Origin of the sequence: Streptomyces longispororuber, assembly GCF_024448165.1 — a bacterium.
GTDB classification, from domain to species: Bacteria; Actinomycetota; Actinomycetes; order Streptomycetales; family Streptomycetaceae; genus Streptomyces; species Streptomyces longispororuber_A.
Map to the genome: position 1 here is coordinate 1 of NZ_JAMOLN010000228.1, position 15870 is coordinate 15870.

Sequence of the window (15870 nt, forward strand, 5' to 3'; positions counted from 1 at the left end):
CATCGCTTACCACGACGTCGGACCGGCGCACGGCGTGCCGGTGATCCTCCTGCACGGCTGGCCCTTCAGCCCGGCTGGTTCCTACGCCGAGGTGGCACCGGCGCTCGCCGCGCGCGGATACCGCTGCTACATCCCCTACCTGCGCGGCCACGGCGAGACGTCCTTCCTCCGCGACGACACCTTCCGATCCGGTGAACAGGCGGCCCTGGGTGCCGATGTGATCGCCTTCATGGACGCGCTGCGCATCCGCAGGGCGCTCTACGCCGGATACGACTGGGGTGGCCGGGCCGCCGTCGTGGCCGCGGCGCTCTGGCCGGACCGCTGCTCGGGCCTGGTGTCCGTGAACGGCTACCTGATCCAGAACCTGGCGGTCGCCGACGAGCCGCTGACGCCCTCCGTCGAGTCCGGCTACTGGTACTTCTTCTACTTCCTCACCGAGCGGGGCCGGCAGGGGCTGACCCGCAACAGGGAGGACCTGGCCCGTGTCGTGTGGCAGCGCAACTCGCCCGAATGGCGTTTCACCGAGGCGGAGTTCGCGCAGGCGGCGCAGTTGTGGACCAACCCCGACTACGTGGACGTCGTGATCCACAGCTACCGCCACCGGCTGGGCGCCGCGCCCGGTGCCCCGCGCTACGCGGAACTGGAGCGGCGGCTCCTCGACCAGCCGAAGATCCTGGTCCCCAGCGTCACGCTGGACGGCAAGGCCGACGGTGTCACGCCCTGGACCGATGGAAGCGGCTACGCGCCGCACTTCGCCGGACCGTGGGTGCACCACGTGGTTCCGGGGGCCGGTCACAACCTTCCGCAGGAGCGCCCCGAGGCGTTCGTCTCCGCGGTCCTGGAGGCCGACAAGCTGAGCTGAATCCCGCCGGGTGTGAACCGGTGAGCGAGGGCAGGGCCGCCGAGGTGTTTCACCGCGGCGGCCCTTCTGCGGTTCGTGGCCCGTCACCCAACTCCTCTTCGTAACCAATTCGAGAGGTGATGCTCTTGTCGTAGCTTGCGTCACCTGTCAGAGTGGTTATCCGATGATGGGGGCGCCGAACGGGTGCCGCCCACTCGACGATCCTCGGCACGGCTGCGTGAGCCGCACGCGCCGTACGGGGCACATCCAGGGAGGCAGCACCATGCGCAGCAGCAATCCGATCTTCACCCGACGGGGGTTCGGCGGGAGCGGCCGCCCGGCCGGGCCCGCGGCCGAGCGGCTCCAGCCGGTGAGCGCCGCCGGTGCCGGTGCCGCCGCCGGCGCCCCTGATCCGTCCGGCGTACCGCTGACCAACCCCTACGCCCAGTCGGCCGATGCGCAGCCCGTGCCCGACGCGCGGCGCGGGAGCGCCACGATGACGATCGACGACGTCGTGGTCCGCACCGCCGCGACGCTCGGCACGGTGGTGCTGACGGCCGCGCTCTCGTGGTTCCTGCTGCCCGTCGACGCCGTCGGCGTCGGGCGCGCCTTCGGGATCGGCACCGGCGCCGCCCTCGTCGCGTTCGTGCTGTCCATGGTCCAGACGTTCCGGCGCGCCCCCGCCCCGGCGCTGATCCTGGGCTACGCGGCCTTCGAGGGCGTCTTCCTCGGGGTCGTCTCCAGTGCCACGTCCACGTACATCGCGCCGGGTGTCGTCGTCCAGGCCGTCCTGGGCACGATGGCCGTGTTCGCCGGTGTGCTGATCGCCTACAAGCGGCGCTGGATACGTGTCACCCGGCGCTTCCAAGGTTTCGTGCTCGGCGCGGCCACCGGATTCCTCCTGCTCATGGTGGTCGACCTGCTGTTCTCCGCGTTCGGCGCGGGGGACGGCCTCGGCTTCGACAGCGGTGTCACCGGCGTGCTGTTCGGCGTCGTCGGCATCGTGCTCGGCGCGTGCTTCCTGGCTCTCGACTTCAAGCAGGTCGAGGACGGCATCGCTTACGGCGCCCCGCGGGAGGACTCGTGGTTCGCGGCCTTCGGCCTCACCGTCACCCTGGTGTGGATCTACCTCGAAGCGCTGCGGCTGCTGTCGATCCTGCGAGGCGACAACTGACGGCCGACGGGACCCGACAGGGACGGTACGTGGGCGTGCCGGAGCGGAGAGGTCAGGTCGTGAGCACCGTACCGACGGAAGCCGAACGTGCTGAGGACGAAGCGCTGACCCGGGCGGCGCAGCGAGGCGAAGTGGCCGCCCTCGCACGGCTGTTGGAACGTCACCGGCCCGGCATGCGGGCCGTCGCGCTCAGCGTGCTGGGGCCGGGCCCCGATGCGGACGACGTGATGCAGGAGGCGGCCCTGGTGGCGCTGCGCCGCATCGGTGACGTACGTGATCCGGCGGCCGTGGGTCCGTGGCTGCGGATGGTGGTGCGCAACGCCGGGCGCGCGGTCCTGCGCGAGGCGCGGCGGACCGAGCCGGTCGCCGACGTACCCGTGCCGCCCGTGGCGCCCGGGTCGGTGACACCGGAGCAGGTGCTCGACCGGCACGCCCTGCGGGACTGGATCTGGGAGGCCGTCGAAGGGCTGTCCCCGGCGCTGCGACTGCCGTTCGTCCTGCGCTACTTCTCCCTGCGCCTCACCTCCTACCAGCAGATCGCCCGGGCCTGCGCGATACCGGTCGGAACCGTCCGCAGCCGGCTCAGCGAGGCGCGGGCGCAGCTCGCCCGCACGCTGCGGGCCACCGCCGACGACGCGCACGAGGAGACCCGCGCACGGACCGGAGCCTCCTGGGCGGAGGCGCGGGAGACGCTGGCCGCCGCGGAGCGGGGCGAGTTCGCGAGAGTGGTCGCCGACCGCTACGCGCGCGACGTCGTCCTGCGTGCCGGCGGCGAGGTGCTCGGCGGCAGGGCGCTGCTGCTGGCCGGTATGGACGGCGACCTGGCCGCCGGAGTGCGGCAGCGCCCGGTCCACGTGATCGCCGGGCGCTCCCTGGTCGTGTGGGAGATGGACCTCGTCAACCCGTCCGACGCGCCCGACCACTGCCCGCCCGGTGTCGCCTGGATCATGACCCTCGACCAGGGCCGGGTCGACAGCCTGACCCTGTGCCACACGCCGCGGCCGCGCTCCGATGGTGCCCCGGCGAGCGACGAACCCCACGTCTGACCCCCACCCCCCCGTACGCACACGTGTCCTCACCCATTCACACCTGGGCCGGAGCATGCCCCACGCGCAACACACCTTAGAGTTGCGCCATGACCAACCGCAAAGGCCTCGTCCTCGACTTCGGCGGCGTGCTGACCACGCCGCTCGTCCCCGCCGCGCTCGCCTTCGAGAAACGGGCGGGACTGCCCGAGGGCGCCCTGATCAACGCGCTCTACCTGGATGAGGAGATGAGCCGGCGGACCGCGGAACTGGAGCGGGGCGCGATCACCCAGACCCGGTGGAACACCGAGGCCGCGGCGCGGCTCGGGGTGTCCGCCGACAACCTCATGGGCCGCATCTTCGCCGACCTGCGCCCGGAGCCCTCGGTGATCGCCGCGGCCGCCGCCGCCCGGCGGGCCGGGGTCAAGGTCGGCATCCTCTCGAACTCGGTCGGCACCGGGCCCTGGAACCTCTACGCCGGTTACGAGCTGGAGCGCCGCTACGACGCCGTCGTGATCTCCGAGCAGCACGGACTGCGCAAGCCGCAGCCGCAGATCTTCGAGCTCGCCCTCCGCATGCTCGAACTCCCTGCCGACCAGTGCGTGTTCGTCGACGACAGCGAACAGTACCTGGCGCCCGCCGCGGAGCTGGGCCTGCTCACCGTGCACGCGAAGGAGCCCCGCCGGACCATCGCGGAGATGGAGACCGCGCTCGGCATCTCCTTGACGACGGAGACGGACGGCTGACCGGACGGCAGAGGAGGCCTGCCCTGAGGCACGTGTGCGGGTGAGGGGGGAAGGTTCTTTCCCAGGCAGAAACCTGTCTCTTTTCCCTCCCGGGATCCGGAGTGATCGTAGAGGTGTTCCCGGCCAACGGGCCGATTCCACGGATTCCTCGAGGAGACCTTCATGTCCCAGTCCAGCGTCACCTTCGACAACGTCACCTTCGACAGCGCCGGCATCCGGATCGCCGCGCATCTGTACCTCCCCGACACCGCGGCCGCGGGCCCGCGCCCGGCGCTGGTGGTCGGCCACCCCGGCACCAGCGTGAAGGAGCAGACCTCCGGCATCTACGCGCGCCGGATGGCGGAGCGCGGCTACGTCACGCTCGCCTTCGACGCGGCCCACCAGGGCGAGTCCGGCGGGCTGCCGCGCGGTCTGGAGGATCCCGCCCAGCGGGTGGAGGACTTCAAGGCCGCCGTCTCCTACCTGGCCACCCGCGACGACGTGGTGGACCCCGACCGCATCGCCCTCCTCGGCATCTGCGCCTCCGGCGGCTACTCGCTGTCCGCCGCCGGCGCGGACCGGCGGGTCAAGGCCGTCGCCACCGTCAGCGGGGTGGACGTCGCCCGGCAGTTCCGTCTCGGCGCCGACGGCACCCAGGACCCGGCCGTCTTCCGCAGCCTGCTGGACGCCGCCGCCCAGGCCCGCACCGCCGCGGCCCGCGGCGAGGACGCCGGAGTCATGACCATGTTCCCCGAGACCGCCGAACAGGCCGGGGAACTCGGCGGCCAACACGGCGTCGAGGGCTTCGAGTACTACTGCACGCCGCGCGGCGAGCACGAGCGCTCGGCCAAGTTCCTCGCCTGGGAGAGCGTCGACAAGCTCGCCTTCTTCGACGCGTTCCACGCCGTCCCGCTGATCGGCCCCCGCCCGCTGCTGCAGGTGGTCGGCTCCCGCGCCGTCACCTCCTGGATGGCCGTCGACGTCCACCAGCGGGCCACCGGCCCCAAGGAGCTCCACTGGGTCGAGGGCGCAAGCCACGTCGACCTCTACGACCGCAAGGAGTACGTCGACCTCGCCGTCGACAAGCTCGCCGACTTCTACGCCACACACCTCGGCACGGCCCGTTGACCCTGACGTAAGGTGTGAGGTGCCCCGGGGCGGAGCAGGGGAGAGCGACACGTCGGCAGAGGCGCGGCACACGTGTCTCCGTGCGGACAGGTGAACCGTGAACCTCCGGAGGAGCCCCGTGTACGTTCTGGTCCCCGACGACCCCGTGTTCTTCGCGAAGTTCCAGAGCCTGGAGGAGCCGATCCTCCGGCGGCTCTATCTCCTGCAATGCACGGGGGCGGAGACCGACGACGAGCGGACCGTCGCCGCCGCCTACGACAGCTGGGTGCAGATCCTGCTCAGACTGCCGCTGTGGTCCCGGTGGCAGACCGGGGACACGGCCACCGGAGCGGCCCCGGGCCCAGGACCCGGACACCTGCTGCACGGGCCGCGCGGCGACCTGCTGACCAGCCTGTATCCGATCGAGGTGACCGCGGCCGAGCTGGCGCAACTCGACGCCTGCCTCGGCCTGTTCGGCCGGCGCGACGGGACGGCACGGGATGCGGCGGCGGGCGGCACGGACGCCGGGGCCGCCGCCGCACCGCCGGACCACGACGAGGAGGTCACCGACTCCTTCCGGCGGATCATGGCGGTGCTGTCCCTTCCACCGCCACCGCTGCTCCTGGGCCCCCTGCTCCCGCCCCGGGGCGGGGCCGGCGCCGCGACCGTCACGCTGCGGGCCGAGCAGGAGACGGCGTACCGCGCGTACTGCGAGGCGATCGTGACGATCCTCAGCGCGGGCGACACCTTCGCCTATCGCAGCCACCGCGCCATGTATCTCTGACGTTCCCGGCCGCCACCTGCGCGCCCACCGCTACGCCCCGGCCCCCGTCTCGGAGACGAAGCGGGACACGGCCCGGTCGAACAGCTCCGGTTCCTCGAGGTGTCCGAAGTGCCCACTGCGCTCCAGGACCAACAGCCTTGAGTCCGGGATGAGTTCGTGCAGTTCCTCGCTCCAGCGCACCCCGCAGATCACGTCGTGCCGCCCGCCGACCACCAGCGCCGGGACGTCCAGCCCCTTGAGCGCCACGCGGTCGTCGACGATGTCGGGGCGGAGGTGCTCGTCCAGACCGGAGACGAACACCGCGCGCACGGCTTCACGGAAGGGCGCCCAGAGTTCCTCGTCGTCCCAGTAGTCGGCGATGTACGCGGGCAGGACGCCGCGCGCCACCGCGGTGGTCTCCTCGTCGCTGGAGATACGGGACATGGCGTCGAAGGCGGCCAGTACGCCGGGCAGGCCCGGGTGACCGGCGTGGTCGGCGGCGAACTTCTCCACCATGCGGCCGGTCTCCGCGCCGTGCTCGGGACCGGTGACGGGCGCGCCCGCGTACAGCACGACACCGGCGAGTCGTCCGGCCCGGTGGACGGCGTGGTGGGCGGCGACGAAAGCGCCGTGCGAGTGGCCCAACAGGTACACCTTGGGCGCGCCCAGCCGGTTGATCAGGTGCTCCAGGAAGCGGCTGTACCGCTCGCGGGTGTAGCCGTGCGGGTGCGAGGGCAGCCGGCTCTCGGCGCCGGTCCCGATCGGTTCCACGTAGACCATGGTCAGGTGCTGTTCGAGCAGTGGCATGCGCAGGTAGTCCCAGAGGATGCCGGGCCCGCCCGGGTGGACCAGGCACACCGGGCCGGTGCCGTGGACGTGGTAGCGCTGGGTGATGCCGCCCACGGTGAGGGCGTGCGTGCCGGGGGAGAGCGGTGCCGTCGTGGCGTCCGAACTCCCGGACGGGCGGGTGGTGTTCGCGGCGGTGTTCGCGGTGGTGCTCATGGTGTGGCTCCGTTCGCAGCAGAGGCGGGGGACGGTGATGACACCGACACGATGCTGCGAGCACGCCGAAGTTCGGTTCTGCCGCTGTGATCCGCGCCACGCCTGCCGGGCGGCGGTCCGTCACGGGCCCGTGTGCTGTCCGCCCGGTGACAGGAGGTCGACCGTGGACCGCAGATGCTGGAGCGGTGCGGCACAGTCCTGGAGGAGAGCCTCCAGGTGACGGAGTTCCCCGTCGTCGGCCGGGAGCAGGGCCGTGTGCTCGTACGCCGCCGTCACGACGTGGTGCGCCAGCGCGGCGGCCCGTGCGATCCGGTCCGGCAGGGGACCGCGGGCGGCGAGCGGGATGAGCCGCCCGAGGCCGGGGCCGTTGTACAGATCCGCGGTGAACCCCAGGCGCTCGTGGCGCAGGAGCGTTCCCAGGCCGGCGGCCATGGCGTTCGGCTGCGGAGCCGCGACCGTCGTGCAGGACGAGTACGACGGGTGCGCGGCCGGCGCCGACAGCTCGCGCGTCAGTCGCCGGGCCGCGCCCAGGGCGATGCCCGCGACCGCCGTCCAGACGAAGGGGGCGTGGTCGCGGTGGAGTGCTCGGCCGCCGGAGTACGTGGCGCGTCCGGCCGGTACGTAGAAGCCGTCCAGCCGGACGGGCGCGTCCGGCGCGAGCGGGGTGGCGGCGCGGTCGCGGAGTGCGGTGCCGGCCGGTGCGGGCAGGGCCGCGGACGGGACGACGTACAGGTCGGGGAGGCGGTGGCCCGCCCCGATCCTGGCGTCGGGCGGCCGTCGTGGCGAGGACAGGGGGAGGACCAGCCACCGCCCGCGGCCGGTCGTCCGGGGTGCCTGCCAGCTGCCGGAGAGCGAGAATCCGCCCGGCACCCGTCGGACGGCCGGAGCGCTTCCCGCATGGGGCGTCGGCACGGCGTGGGGGAGCGTCGCGGCCCAGTTCCATCGGGCGGTGAACGACGTCCAGGCCTCCCCGGGGGCTGCGTGTCCGTGGAGTTCGTGGGCCGCGAAGACCCGGGCCCGGTCGGAGCCGGGGCCGTCCGGTGGCGGCGCTCCCAGCGGATCGTCCCGGCCGATGGCCACGGGCCGCCCCGTCGGCGCTGGAAGGTTCCCTTGTCGGTCCTCGTGCATCGGCCTTTTCCGGTGGGGGTTCTCGCCGACAGTGCGGCCGGGCTTGCGCAGATGCGTACGGCGGTGGACCCGCCGGGGTGGTACGGGGGAACGCGCACCCCGGCGGGCGACTTGGGGAGCCGGGCGAGTGCCCGGTCAGGCGGCCACCGCCGTGACCACACAGGTGTGGCGATGACACACTCGCACAGCAGGAAACCTCCCAAGGGGGTGACCTGGCCGCGCGATGGAGTCATCGGCAAACACGTGTCTCACATTACGGCACATCGCGTCAGGCCGTCCACGCCCAGCGGAAAGCGGTCGCAGGTACATGTGAACACGTAGGATTGGTGGACACCTGTGAGAGCGGAGGTCGGACATGAGCGTCGCCGGAAACGGTGCCGGGCCGGAGTGCTTCCCCCTGGCCGAGGACCTGAAGCGCCTCATGGGCAGCGAGGCCCATGCCTCGGACGTGCGGGCCGTGGTGGAGCGGGCGGCCCGGATGCTGCGCGAGGTCTATCCCCAGGTGCTGGCGAGCGCCCTCGACGGGACGGCCGTCGGAACGGGCGGGCCGGACGCCCTCCGCCACGACGCCGACCGCCCGGCCGTCCAGCTCCCCGACGGCGGCGCCCGCCTGACCGCCGCCGAACCCGCGGAGCGCCCCGCGGTCCCGTTCGGGGACCTGTCCCCGGAATCTCTGCCCGGCCATCTCGACCAGGCCGCCCGCCTCTTCGGCAAGGTGCGGGCCGATCTGGCCGGGAAGTTCCTGGCCGAGGCTCACACCCTGCTGTGGCAGCGCAATGTCGAGCTGCCGCCGCTGCCCGGAGGCTCCGGCCGTGCCGACCCGGCGGTCCTGGAGACCGTGCGGGACGCCGTGGCCTGGACGCTGTACTCGGCGACGAAGGACAAGGCGGACCGGCTCGCCACGGCGGCCCGGTCCGCCCTCGACATCGCGGCGCCCGGTCCGACGGGCATCGGCGGAGCCCCCCGCGCCGGTGCCGCTTCCACCAGTACCCCGGGCACGGGTGCCGCCTCCGCCCCGGGCACTGTCGGCACCGCGCCCGCCGCCCCGGAACCCCCGGCACCGGACCGCAACGGTCGCGGCGCGATGCGCACCATCCTCCGGCGGGGCACCGACGGCCGGGGCGTGGCCGGGTGGCTGCGCAACGAGGGCGCCCCGCAGCGCGAGACGGAGCTCAGCGCCAAGTACGGGATACGTATCGGCCCTGAGCCCGGAGACGTGGCGCCACAGCACTTCAGCCACTCGACGCTCGCCCGGATCGACCAGGTGCTGGCCAAGCTGCCGCCCGAGCACGTCCGGGACAACCCGCACCTGCTGGCCATCGAGTTCCCCGGCCCCGAACACAGCGGCGCGGCCAGCGAGTACGACGACACCACCCGGTCCGTGCACATCGCGCTGCCGCTCCACCTGCCCTCCTGGATCGTCACCGAGCTCAATAGGAAGAGCGGCTGGCAGCGGTGGGTGATGGACCAGGCGGCGCGTGCGGACTACCAGGGCGACGGCCTCCTGGACGACCTCTCGCTCGGCCGGCTCACCGACGCGCGGCACGTGATGGGCGGCGTCTCGGACGCGCTCGCACAGAACAACTTCATGAAATGGTCGCTGACGCACGAGATCGGCCACTCCGTCGACGAACAGGTCAACTGGCAGGCCGAGCGGAGCGACGAGCCCCGCTTCGGCGGCTGGCGGCACCACGGGAGGAACACCGTTCCCGTGGCCCTCGCCGTCCTCGGCAAGGCCGGGATCGGCGACACGCACTACGGCACGCAGAGCACGGACGGCCGACGGACCCTGCTGGAAGTCGTGGTGGACGCGCTCGACCCGGAGGCGGCCCGCAGTGATCCGGGCCGGTTGACCCATCTGCGGGACGAATTCCCGGGCCTGCCTGAGGAGTTGAAGCGCGGGCTCGATGAGATCGGCCGCTTCGCACGGATGGCCGTCGCCCAGCCCTGGACGTTCAACGACGGCGGCGGGGACGTGCTCCGCGTCGGCCCGCGCGCCTACCACGTCGACCACTACGGCGACTGGGTCAGCTACCTGCACGCCGAGCGCGAGAACCACGCCCTGTCCAACTACCAGTTCTCCAGCCCCAAGGAGTGGTTCGCCGAGACCTACGCGGCGTACTACGGGGCGAGTGACGCCGCCCGGGCCCGGCTCAACCCGGCGGTGCGCACCTTCTTCGCCGATGAACTGCCCACACTCGTAAGGCCGTTGACGGACCCGGGGGCGGGGCCGTCCGGCCACCACCACGGCGACGTACCTCCGGTGTCCGGACCGGCGGCGGGCTCGCCGGCGCGGCACGCGGCACCGCCGCGGACGGCGGGGGAACCGTCCACGCCACCATCCACGCCTCCGTCCACGCCGACGACCCCGAGCCGGCCCGCGGGGCAGCCGGCCGAGCACGCCGGACCCGCCACGGCCGGAGCCGCCGCGGACCCGCATCTCGCCGGATGGGCCCGCACCCACAACTGGACCCTCGACCACGCACGTCGGCTCCACGACGACGCCGCCCGCCTGATCGCCCCGATCGACGGCCACCGCCCCGCCGCGGGACAGGCGGCGGGCGGCGAGCACCAGATGCGGGCCACGCGGGTGACCACCGTCGTCGCCGCGGCCCGCGCAGACGTCGACGCGGGCGGCAGCCGCGGCAAGAGGCCCGAGCACGCACCGGCCGACGCCGCCGACCTCGCGGCCCGCGACGGACGGGACACCCTGATCGTCTCGCGACTGGAGGACGTCTCCCGGGCGTTCACGGAGGACGGGGTGGGGCGGCGCTTCGACGACGCCGTCCGCGCCGCCCAGGACGTCATGCCGGATCTGCGCCGCGACGACCTCCTCTTCCTGCACGAACACCACACTCCGGCCCAGCGCCAGGAGGCAGGCGGCCTCACCGTCCCCGGCCTGACCGAAACGCTCCGGGCCGGCCTCGACCTCGCGCGCCCCGCGGGCCCGCACCGCGACGCGGCGACCGCCGCCGGACGGCTGGGCCCCGACGTCTTCGGCGTACGCGAAACCCCGCAACCACCCGAATTCCTCCGGGACTTCGACTTCTCGCAGCTCGACAGCGCGCACCGCGAGCCCTTCTTCGCCGCCGTGGACCTGGCGCGGAACGGCACACCGACGGCGAGCGAACTGGCACGGCTGCCGCGGAACGCCGACAGCGTGGTCCACTCCCTCGCCACCTGGGTCCCGGCGGACTCACGGCCGGGCTTCAAGAGACTGGCGATACCGAAGCTGCTCCACTCGATCTGGCTCGGCGGCCCGCTGCGCGACGAAGGCGCGATGGGCGAGTTCCGCGCCCACATGGCGGAGGGGAAGAACCTCAACCCCGACGTCACGTTCGTCCTGTGGACGGACGTGACCCGCGCCGAGGCCGACGCGGCCCGCAACCTCCCCGCCGGCCCCGGCCAGGGGCGCCTCTTCGACGTCCGGGACATGCTGGAGTGGGCCCGCCGCGACGACCTCCGGCTGGTCAACGTCGACGAGGTGTTCTCCGCGGCGTCCCCCATGCGCCTGCCGGCCCTCTACGCGACCGAAGCCGCCCGGCACACCGGCGGCGGATACGCCGCCGCGAGCGACATCCTGCGCGTCGAGGCGCTGTACCGCTTCGGCGGCGTGTACTCCGACGGCGACAACCAAGTGCGCGAGGGGCTCGTGACGGCCATCGGCAGCACGCTCAAGAAGGCCGGCGGGTTCGCGATCGGCCGGTACATGGGACGGTCGACGAACGCCGCGCTGATCGGGGCCGCCCGCCACCCGGCCCTCGCCGGTTACAGCGACGTGATCCTGACCAACTACACGCGGAGCCCGTACCAGAACGTGCACGCCAGCGCCCTCTACGTGGGCGGCGGCGACCACGTCGACGTGACGGACGACGTGCGGTCGCTGGGCACCGTCCTGGGTGCGGGCGACGGCGACATCCGCAGGCGGGTGCTGAACCGCACCGGCCCGAGTCCCGCCGTGTTCGCACCGCTCCGGCACGCCCAGCACATGGCGAGGGACGTGCACCCGGACGTCCCCTGGGACGTCTTCGAGATCAACTCCGGGAAGTCGTGGCTGGAGGGGGAGAAGGGGAAGGATTCCTCCGGAGGGACCTCCGGAGGGCCCTCCGGAGCTGCCTCCCGCCCGGCGCTGACGCCCGGGGAGTCGGCGGACGTGGCCCGGTCCGTCGCCGCGTCCCTCCTGTACGACCTGCACGACCAGCCGGGAAACCTGAACCTGGCCCACTACGACTCCGTGGTCGCCCGCACCTCGGACCCGGACACCGTGTGGACGGCGATCCTCAAGGTGCTGACCGAGATCCCCGGCGTACGCGACAAGGTGACCTCGGTGACCCTGTCCCGGCAGGACGGCCCGTCAGGTCCCGTACGGACGCTGGAACTCCCCACCACAGCAAGGGAGTTGCTGGATCTGGGCGGGCAACTGGACCATGAGGCGGGCAAGGGCGTCAGCCCGGCACGGCTCCTCGATCCCGCCGCCGTCGGGCACCCCTGGGCCGGGCACGCGCTGCTGGACGGTGTCGCGCGGGCCACGGCGACCCTGGACGGCCTCGACGAGGCCCGGCGGCACGACCTCTTCCGGGAGGCCGGCCGGATCATGGCCAACCGCCACCGCGAACCACCCATCATCCGCGCCGACGTCACCCCCGGATCACCCGAAGCGCACTACCTGGCCCTGCACGACGACATGGCGACGCTGATCGCCGAACGCCTGCACACCGACCCGGGCGACGGCCTGCCGGACCACCAGCGCCCGGCCCGGCTCCTGTCCGAACAACTCCGGGAGACGTTCCGGACCCATGCGACGGGAGGCGCGGCGGGCGGCGGCATCCGCGACCTCTTCACCCGGAAGAAGACGGCCTCGCACGCGCCCGCCGCCACCACGGCCACGCAACCCGAGGCGCACGCCACCCCGCTCCTGTCCAGGGACGTCCGCGACTGGCCCGCCCAGGTCGAGGTGACGTGGCGCGCGGGGCAGAACGGCGGCGTGTACGTCGTGGACGCCGGACCGGCCGGCCGCGCCGTCGTGAAGTTCCACGAGGACGCCGCGCCCAGCCGGTACGCGGACGGCTTCATCCGTACGGTGACCGGGGTGCACGTCCCCGAGTCCCAGGTGTACTCCCGGAACTCCGACGCCGCGCGCAGACTCGTGACGACGATCGCGCAGCACGTACCCGACTGGGGCGAGCACGCCGACGGCCTCGCGGACCGCTACCGCCACGTCACCGTGTCCGAGTTCTCCGAGGGCGTCCCCATCGACATGCTCGGCGTCCAGCAGCGCCGCGAACTGCTCGACAACCCGGACGCGCTGCGCCGGTTGGGCTCGCTGATGCTGGTGACCGACGCCCTCGTCGGCACCACGGACCGGCTCGGCATCGGCCTGACCGGACACTTCGTCAACTGGGGCAACGTCCTCTACGACGACCGGAGCCGGCGGATCGTGACGATCGACAACGACACCACTCTGCTGCGGCCGGGGTTCGACGCGGTGGCCCACGCCGAGGCGGTGGAACATCGCTGGGCCGACGGTTTCGAACGGCTCGCGGACTTCCTCTACAGCCATCGCCCCGGACTCTCCACCGGAATGCCCGACAGCGAGTTCCGCGACAGCGTGGGGTACGCGATCGAGCAGGGCGCGCTGGACGCCCGCGGCCGGATCGGCAGCCTTTTCGCGGAACACGGACCGGGTCTCCTGCGGGACCAGACCGCCTTGTTCCCGCAGCGGTCGGCCCCCGACGCCGTAGCGATCGGCGCGCTCGCCGACTGGGCCAGGTACCGGTGGGGGGCGGGTTCGGCCGAGATGAGCGGGCCGGCGGCGCTCGGCCACCTGCGCGCGGCGGTCACGGCGGGCTCCGCCGGACCGTCGGACACGTCGGGCTCCGCCGGGCCGTCGGGTACCGCGGGCTCCAGCGTTCCGTCGGGCACGGCTGGGACGTCGCCGCTCGTCATGCGCGTGGACGTACAGAGCCAGGACACCGGGAACGCCCTGCGGCAGGCGCTGCACGGCCGGATGGACCAACTGGAGCCGGGCAGCGCCGAGTTCGAGCGGGTCCAGCGGGTCCTCGACTCGTGGGAGCCCGGCCGGGACACCGGGAACACCGGGGACACCGGCGCTACCCGGGACACCCGGGTGTCGCCGCCGCAGACGGCGGCGCCGTCCCACGGAGCGCGCGGACAGGAGCCGTGGCGGCCGCCGGTCCCCGCCCCGGGAACGCGTCTGAGCGTGGACGTGGTGCGTCACCCCCAGTGGTTCGCCATGGAGAAGCTGACCGGCCTCGACCCGGAGGACATGGCGCGGATCGCGGACCTCGACCTGACGGACGGGTCGCGGCTCTCCACCGACGTACGGGATGCCGTCCGCCAGGCCGCCGTCAGCATCCGGGAGCACATCCGCGACACCCCCGGGGTGGGGCTGGCCAACGCCGACCTCCTCATCACCACACCCCCCGGAGGCCACGTCGTGTGGGGGCAGGTGGCCCAGGCACTGGCGGACGACCTGTCCCACCGGATCAAACTGGTGTTGGGCGGCAGGACGGGGCCCGTCATCGAGGTCTGCCCCTAGCCGGACGGGAGATCTGCCCCTAGCCGGGCGGGCAGATCTTCACCAGCAGGCGGCCGTCCGTGTCCCGCACGACCGGGACGCTCTGACCGAGCGTCCCGGCCACGTGCTGCGTCACCTCCAGCACCTTGGCCAACTGCGCCCCGTCCGTCGGGGCGGTGAAGCGGATCTCGTGCCCGAGGGGCCCTGTGGGGGCACCGAGTTGGGTTCTGACCGCCTGCACCGCCGTCTCCGCCAGAGCCCCGGCCAGCTCCGGGGTGAGGTCGATGTCCAGGGCGCCTTCGGGGAGCAGGTCCGCCAGTACGACCTGGTGAGGCGCGGACGCCCCGCTCTCCGCCCCGGCGGGGGCGGCGACCTGCGTACTCCCGTGAACCTCCGCGGGCCGGGCGGCATGGGCGAACAGGCTCTGGCCCAGCTCGGGTGACCGGACGACCGGGGTCTGGTGCGGCAGGCTCTCGACCCAGCCCCGGGGGCCGTCCGTCACGAGCCTGCCGTCACCGTTCACGTGCAGGGCGCCGTCCGGGGCGAGGACCGGCGCACCGGTGTGATCGGCGATGCGCTGCGCGAGCGACGGGCCTCCGTGGGGGCCGGGCGCGGCGGCGCCGGGGGCCGGCAGGACCACGAGGTCGCCCGGGCTCCACCCGGTGTGTGCGGGGAGCCAGTTCGGCAGGTCGGCGAGCGGTACGTGATGCGCCCCCAGATGCAGTGCGTCGCCCGCGGGGCCCGGCTCGGCGAACAGGAGCAGGGGCCCCTCGCCCCTTCCGGCGACACCAGGAAGAGCCGACGCCGCGGTGGCCTGCCCGGTGAGCGGACCGTGTCGGACGACCTGAGCGGTCACCAGGTCCAGGGCGCGGGTGTAGCCGGTGCCGATGGGACCGTTCTGCGGGCGGGGGACGAGCGGCGCCGCGCCCGCCGGGTCCGCCTTCGGCTGTACCTGGTGCCACCGCACGCTCAGGATCGCCGCGGCCTGCGTCGTCGCCCGGGCGAGGGTGTCCGGGGGCAGGGCCGTGTCACCGATGGTGGCCCGGGCCGCGTCGATGTCGAGCCGGTCCGCCTGTGGGGTGGTGGCGGGCCTGGTGGTGGACGGTGCCGCGTCGGCCTTCGGGGGCGCGGCTGCTGATGGGGTCAGGCTTGCGTCGGGCCGGTGACCAGTTCCTCCACCGGGCTCGGGCCCGATCTCTCCACCGGGCCCGAGCCCGTTTCCGCCGCCGGGCTCGGGTACGGTCGTCGTCGCCCCCGAGGAACGGCCGGGCGCGGAGCCGGAGTTGGTGTCGCTCTCGCCGCGGGACGCGGTCACGGCGGCCGGGGCCGCTCCGCTCTGCGGGCTCTCGTGCGGCGAGGGCCGCGGTTCCTCGTGGATCACCTGCGTGACCGTGCCGGACCCCTGGTTCACCGTCGTGCCGTTCCCGGAGCCGGAGCCGGAGCCGCCCGGCCTGGAGCCGCCCCCAGCATCACCGGACGCGTGCGCACCGATGTCGTCCAGGGTCGCCGGGCGCCGATAGCCCACATCCGTACGCGGAGGCACCCCTCTGCTCGGCGATGAACCCGC

At 73.3% G+C, this 15870-nt stretch carries 9 protein-coding genes and 1 pseudogene; 7 read left to right on the forward strand and 3 right to left on the reverse strand.

Translation table 11 applies throughout. The features are described from left to right. Position 1: 1 nt before the first annotated feature. The 6 genes from M4J07_RS40275 (at position 2) to M4J07_RS40300 (ending at position 5656) form a co-directional block, all read left to right on the forward strand. A complete protein-coding gene (locus M4J07_RS40275; protein ID WP_255980783.1) occupies positions 2 to 862 on the forward strand; it encodes an alpha/beta fold hydrolase in 861 nt (286 codons plus the stop codon). A gap of 262 nt (positions 863 to 1124) precedes the next feature. Beyond that, complete coding sequence (locus M4J07_RS40280; protein WP_255980785.1) at positions 1125 to 2015, forward strand: Bax inhibitor-1/YccA family protein; 891 nt, start codon at positions 1125 to 1127, stop codon at positions 2013 to 2015. Between the two features lie 59 nt (positions 2016 to 2074). Beyond that, positions 2075 to 3061, forward strand: a complete 987-nt coding sequence (locus M4J07_RS40285) for an RNA polymerase sigma factor (protein WP_255980787.1) — start codon at positions 2075 to 2077, stop codon at positions 3059 to 3061. A gap of 89 nt (positions 3062 to 3150) precedes the next feature. After that, positions 3151 to 3786, forward strand: coding sequence for an HAD-IA family hydrolase (locus tag M4J07_RS40290; protein ID WP_255980789.1), 636 nt, complete (start codon positions 3151 to 3153; stop codon positions 3784 to 3786). Between the two features lie 162 nt (positions 3787 to 3948). After that, on the forward strand, positions 3949 to 4893 hold the full coding sequence (locus tag M4J07_RS40295; RefSeq protein WP_255980791.1) for an alpha/beta hydrolase: 945 nt from the start codon (positions 3949 to 3951) through the stop codon (positions 4891 to 4893). Between the two features lie 118 nt (positions 4894 to 5011). Further along, positions 5012 to 5656, forward strand: a complete 645-nt coding sequence (locus M4J07_RS40300) for a hypothetical protein (protein WP_255980793.1) — start codon at positions 5012 to 5014, stop codon at positions 5654 to 5656. Between the two features lie 30 nt (positions 5657 to 5686). Here M4J07_RS40300 and M4J07_RS40305 read toward each other — a convergent pair whose 3' ends face one another. Then, positions 5687 to 6637, reverse strand: coding sequence for an alpha/beta fold hydrolase (locus M4J07_RS40305; protein ID WP_255980795.1), 951 nt, complete (start codon positions 6635 to 6637; stop codon positions 5687 to 5689). A 120-nt stretch (positions 6638 to 6757) separates the two neighbouring features. Then, the gene (locus M4J07_RS40310) at positions 6758 to 7717 is read right to left on the reverse strand and encodes a hypothetical protein (RefSeq protein WP_255980797.1); all 960 of its coding nucleotides are present in this window, start codon (positions 7715 to 7717) and stop codon (positions 6758 to 6760) included. 403 nt (positions 7718 to 8120) lie between these two features. Here M4J07_RS40310 and M4J07_RS40315 point away from each other — a divergent pair, with 403 nt between their 5' ends. Next, positions 8121 to 14324, forward strand: coding sequence for a glycosyltransferase (locus tag M4J07_RS40315; protein WP_255980799.1), 6204 nt, complete (start codon positions 8121 to 8123; stop codon positions 14322 to 14324). 19 nt (positions 14325 to 14343) lie between these two features. On the opposite strand, the pseudogene M4J07_RS40320 reads toward M4J07_RS40315, so the two are convergent. Continuing rightward, positions 14344 to 15870 (reverse strand): annotated as a pseudogene (locus M4J07_RS40320) (hypothetical protein); the annotation flags it as partial.

Coding starts and splice junctions, on each gene's coding strand:
- M4J07_RS40280 (WP_255980785.1), top strand. CDS start 1,125: ATGCGCAGCAGCAATCCGATCTTCACCCGACGGGGGTTCGGCGGGAGC.
- M4J07_RS40295 (WP_255980791.1), top strand. CDS start 3,949: ATGTCCCAGTCCAGCGTCACCTTCGACAACGTCACCTTCGACAGCGCC.
- M4J07_RS40290 (WP_255980789.1), top strand. CDS start 3,151: ATGACCAACCGCAAAGGCCTCGTCCTCGACTTCGGCGGCGTGCTGACC.
- M4J07_RS40315 (WP_255980799.1), top strand. CDS start 8,121: ATGAGCGTCGCCGGAAACGGTGCCGGGCCGGAGTGCTTCCCCCTGGCC.
- M4J07_RS40305 (WP_255980795.1), bottom strand. CDS start 6,637: ATGAGCACCACCGCGAACACCGCCGCGAACACCACCCGCCCGTCCGGG.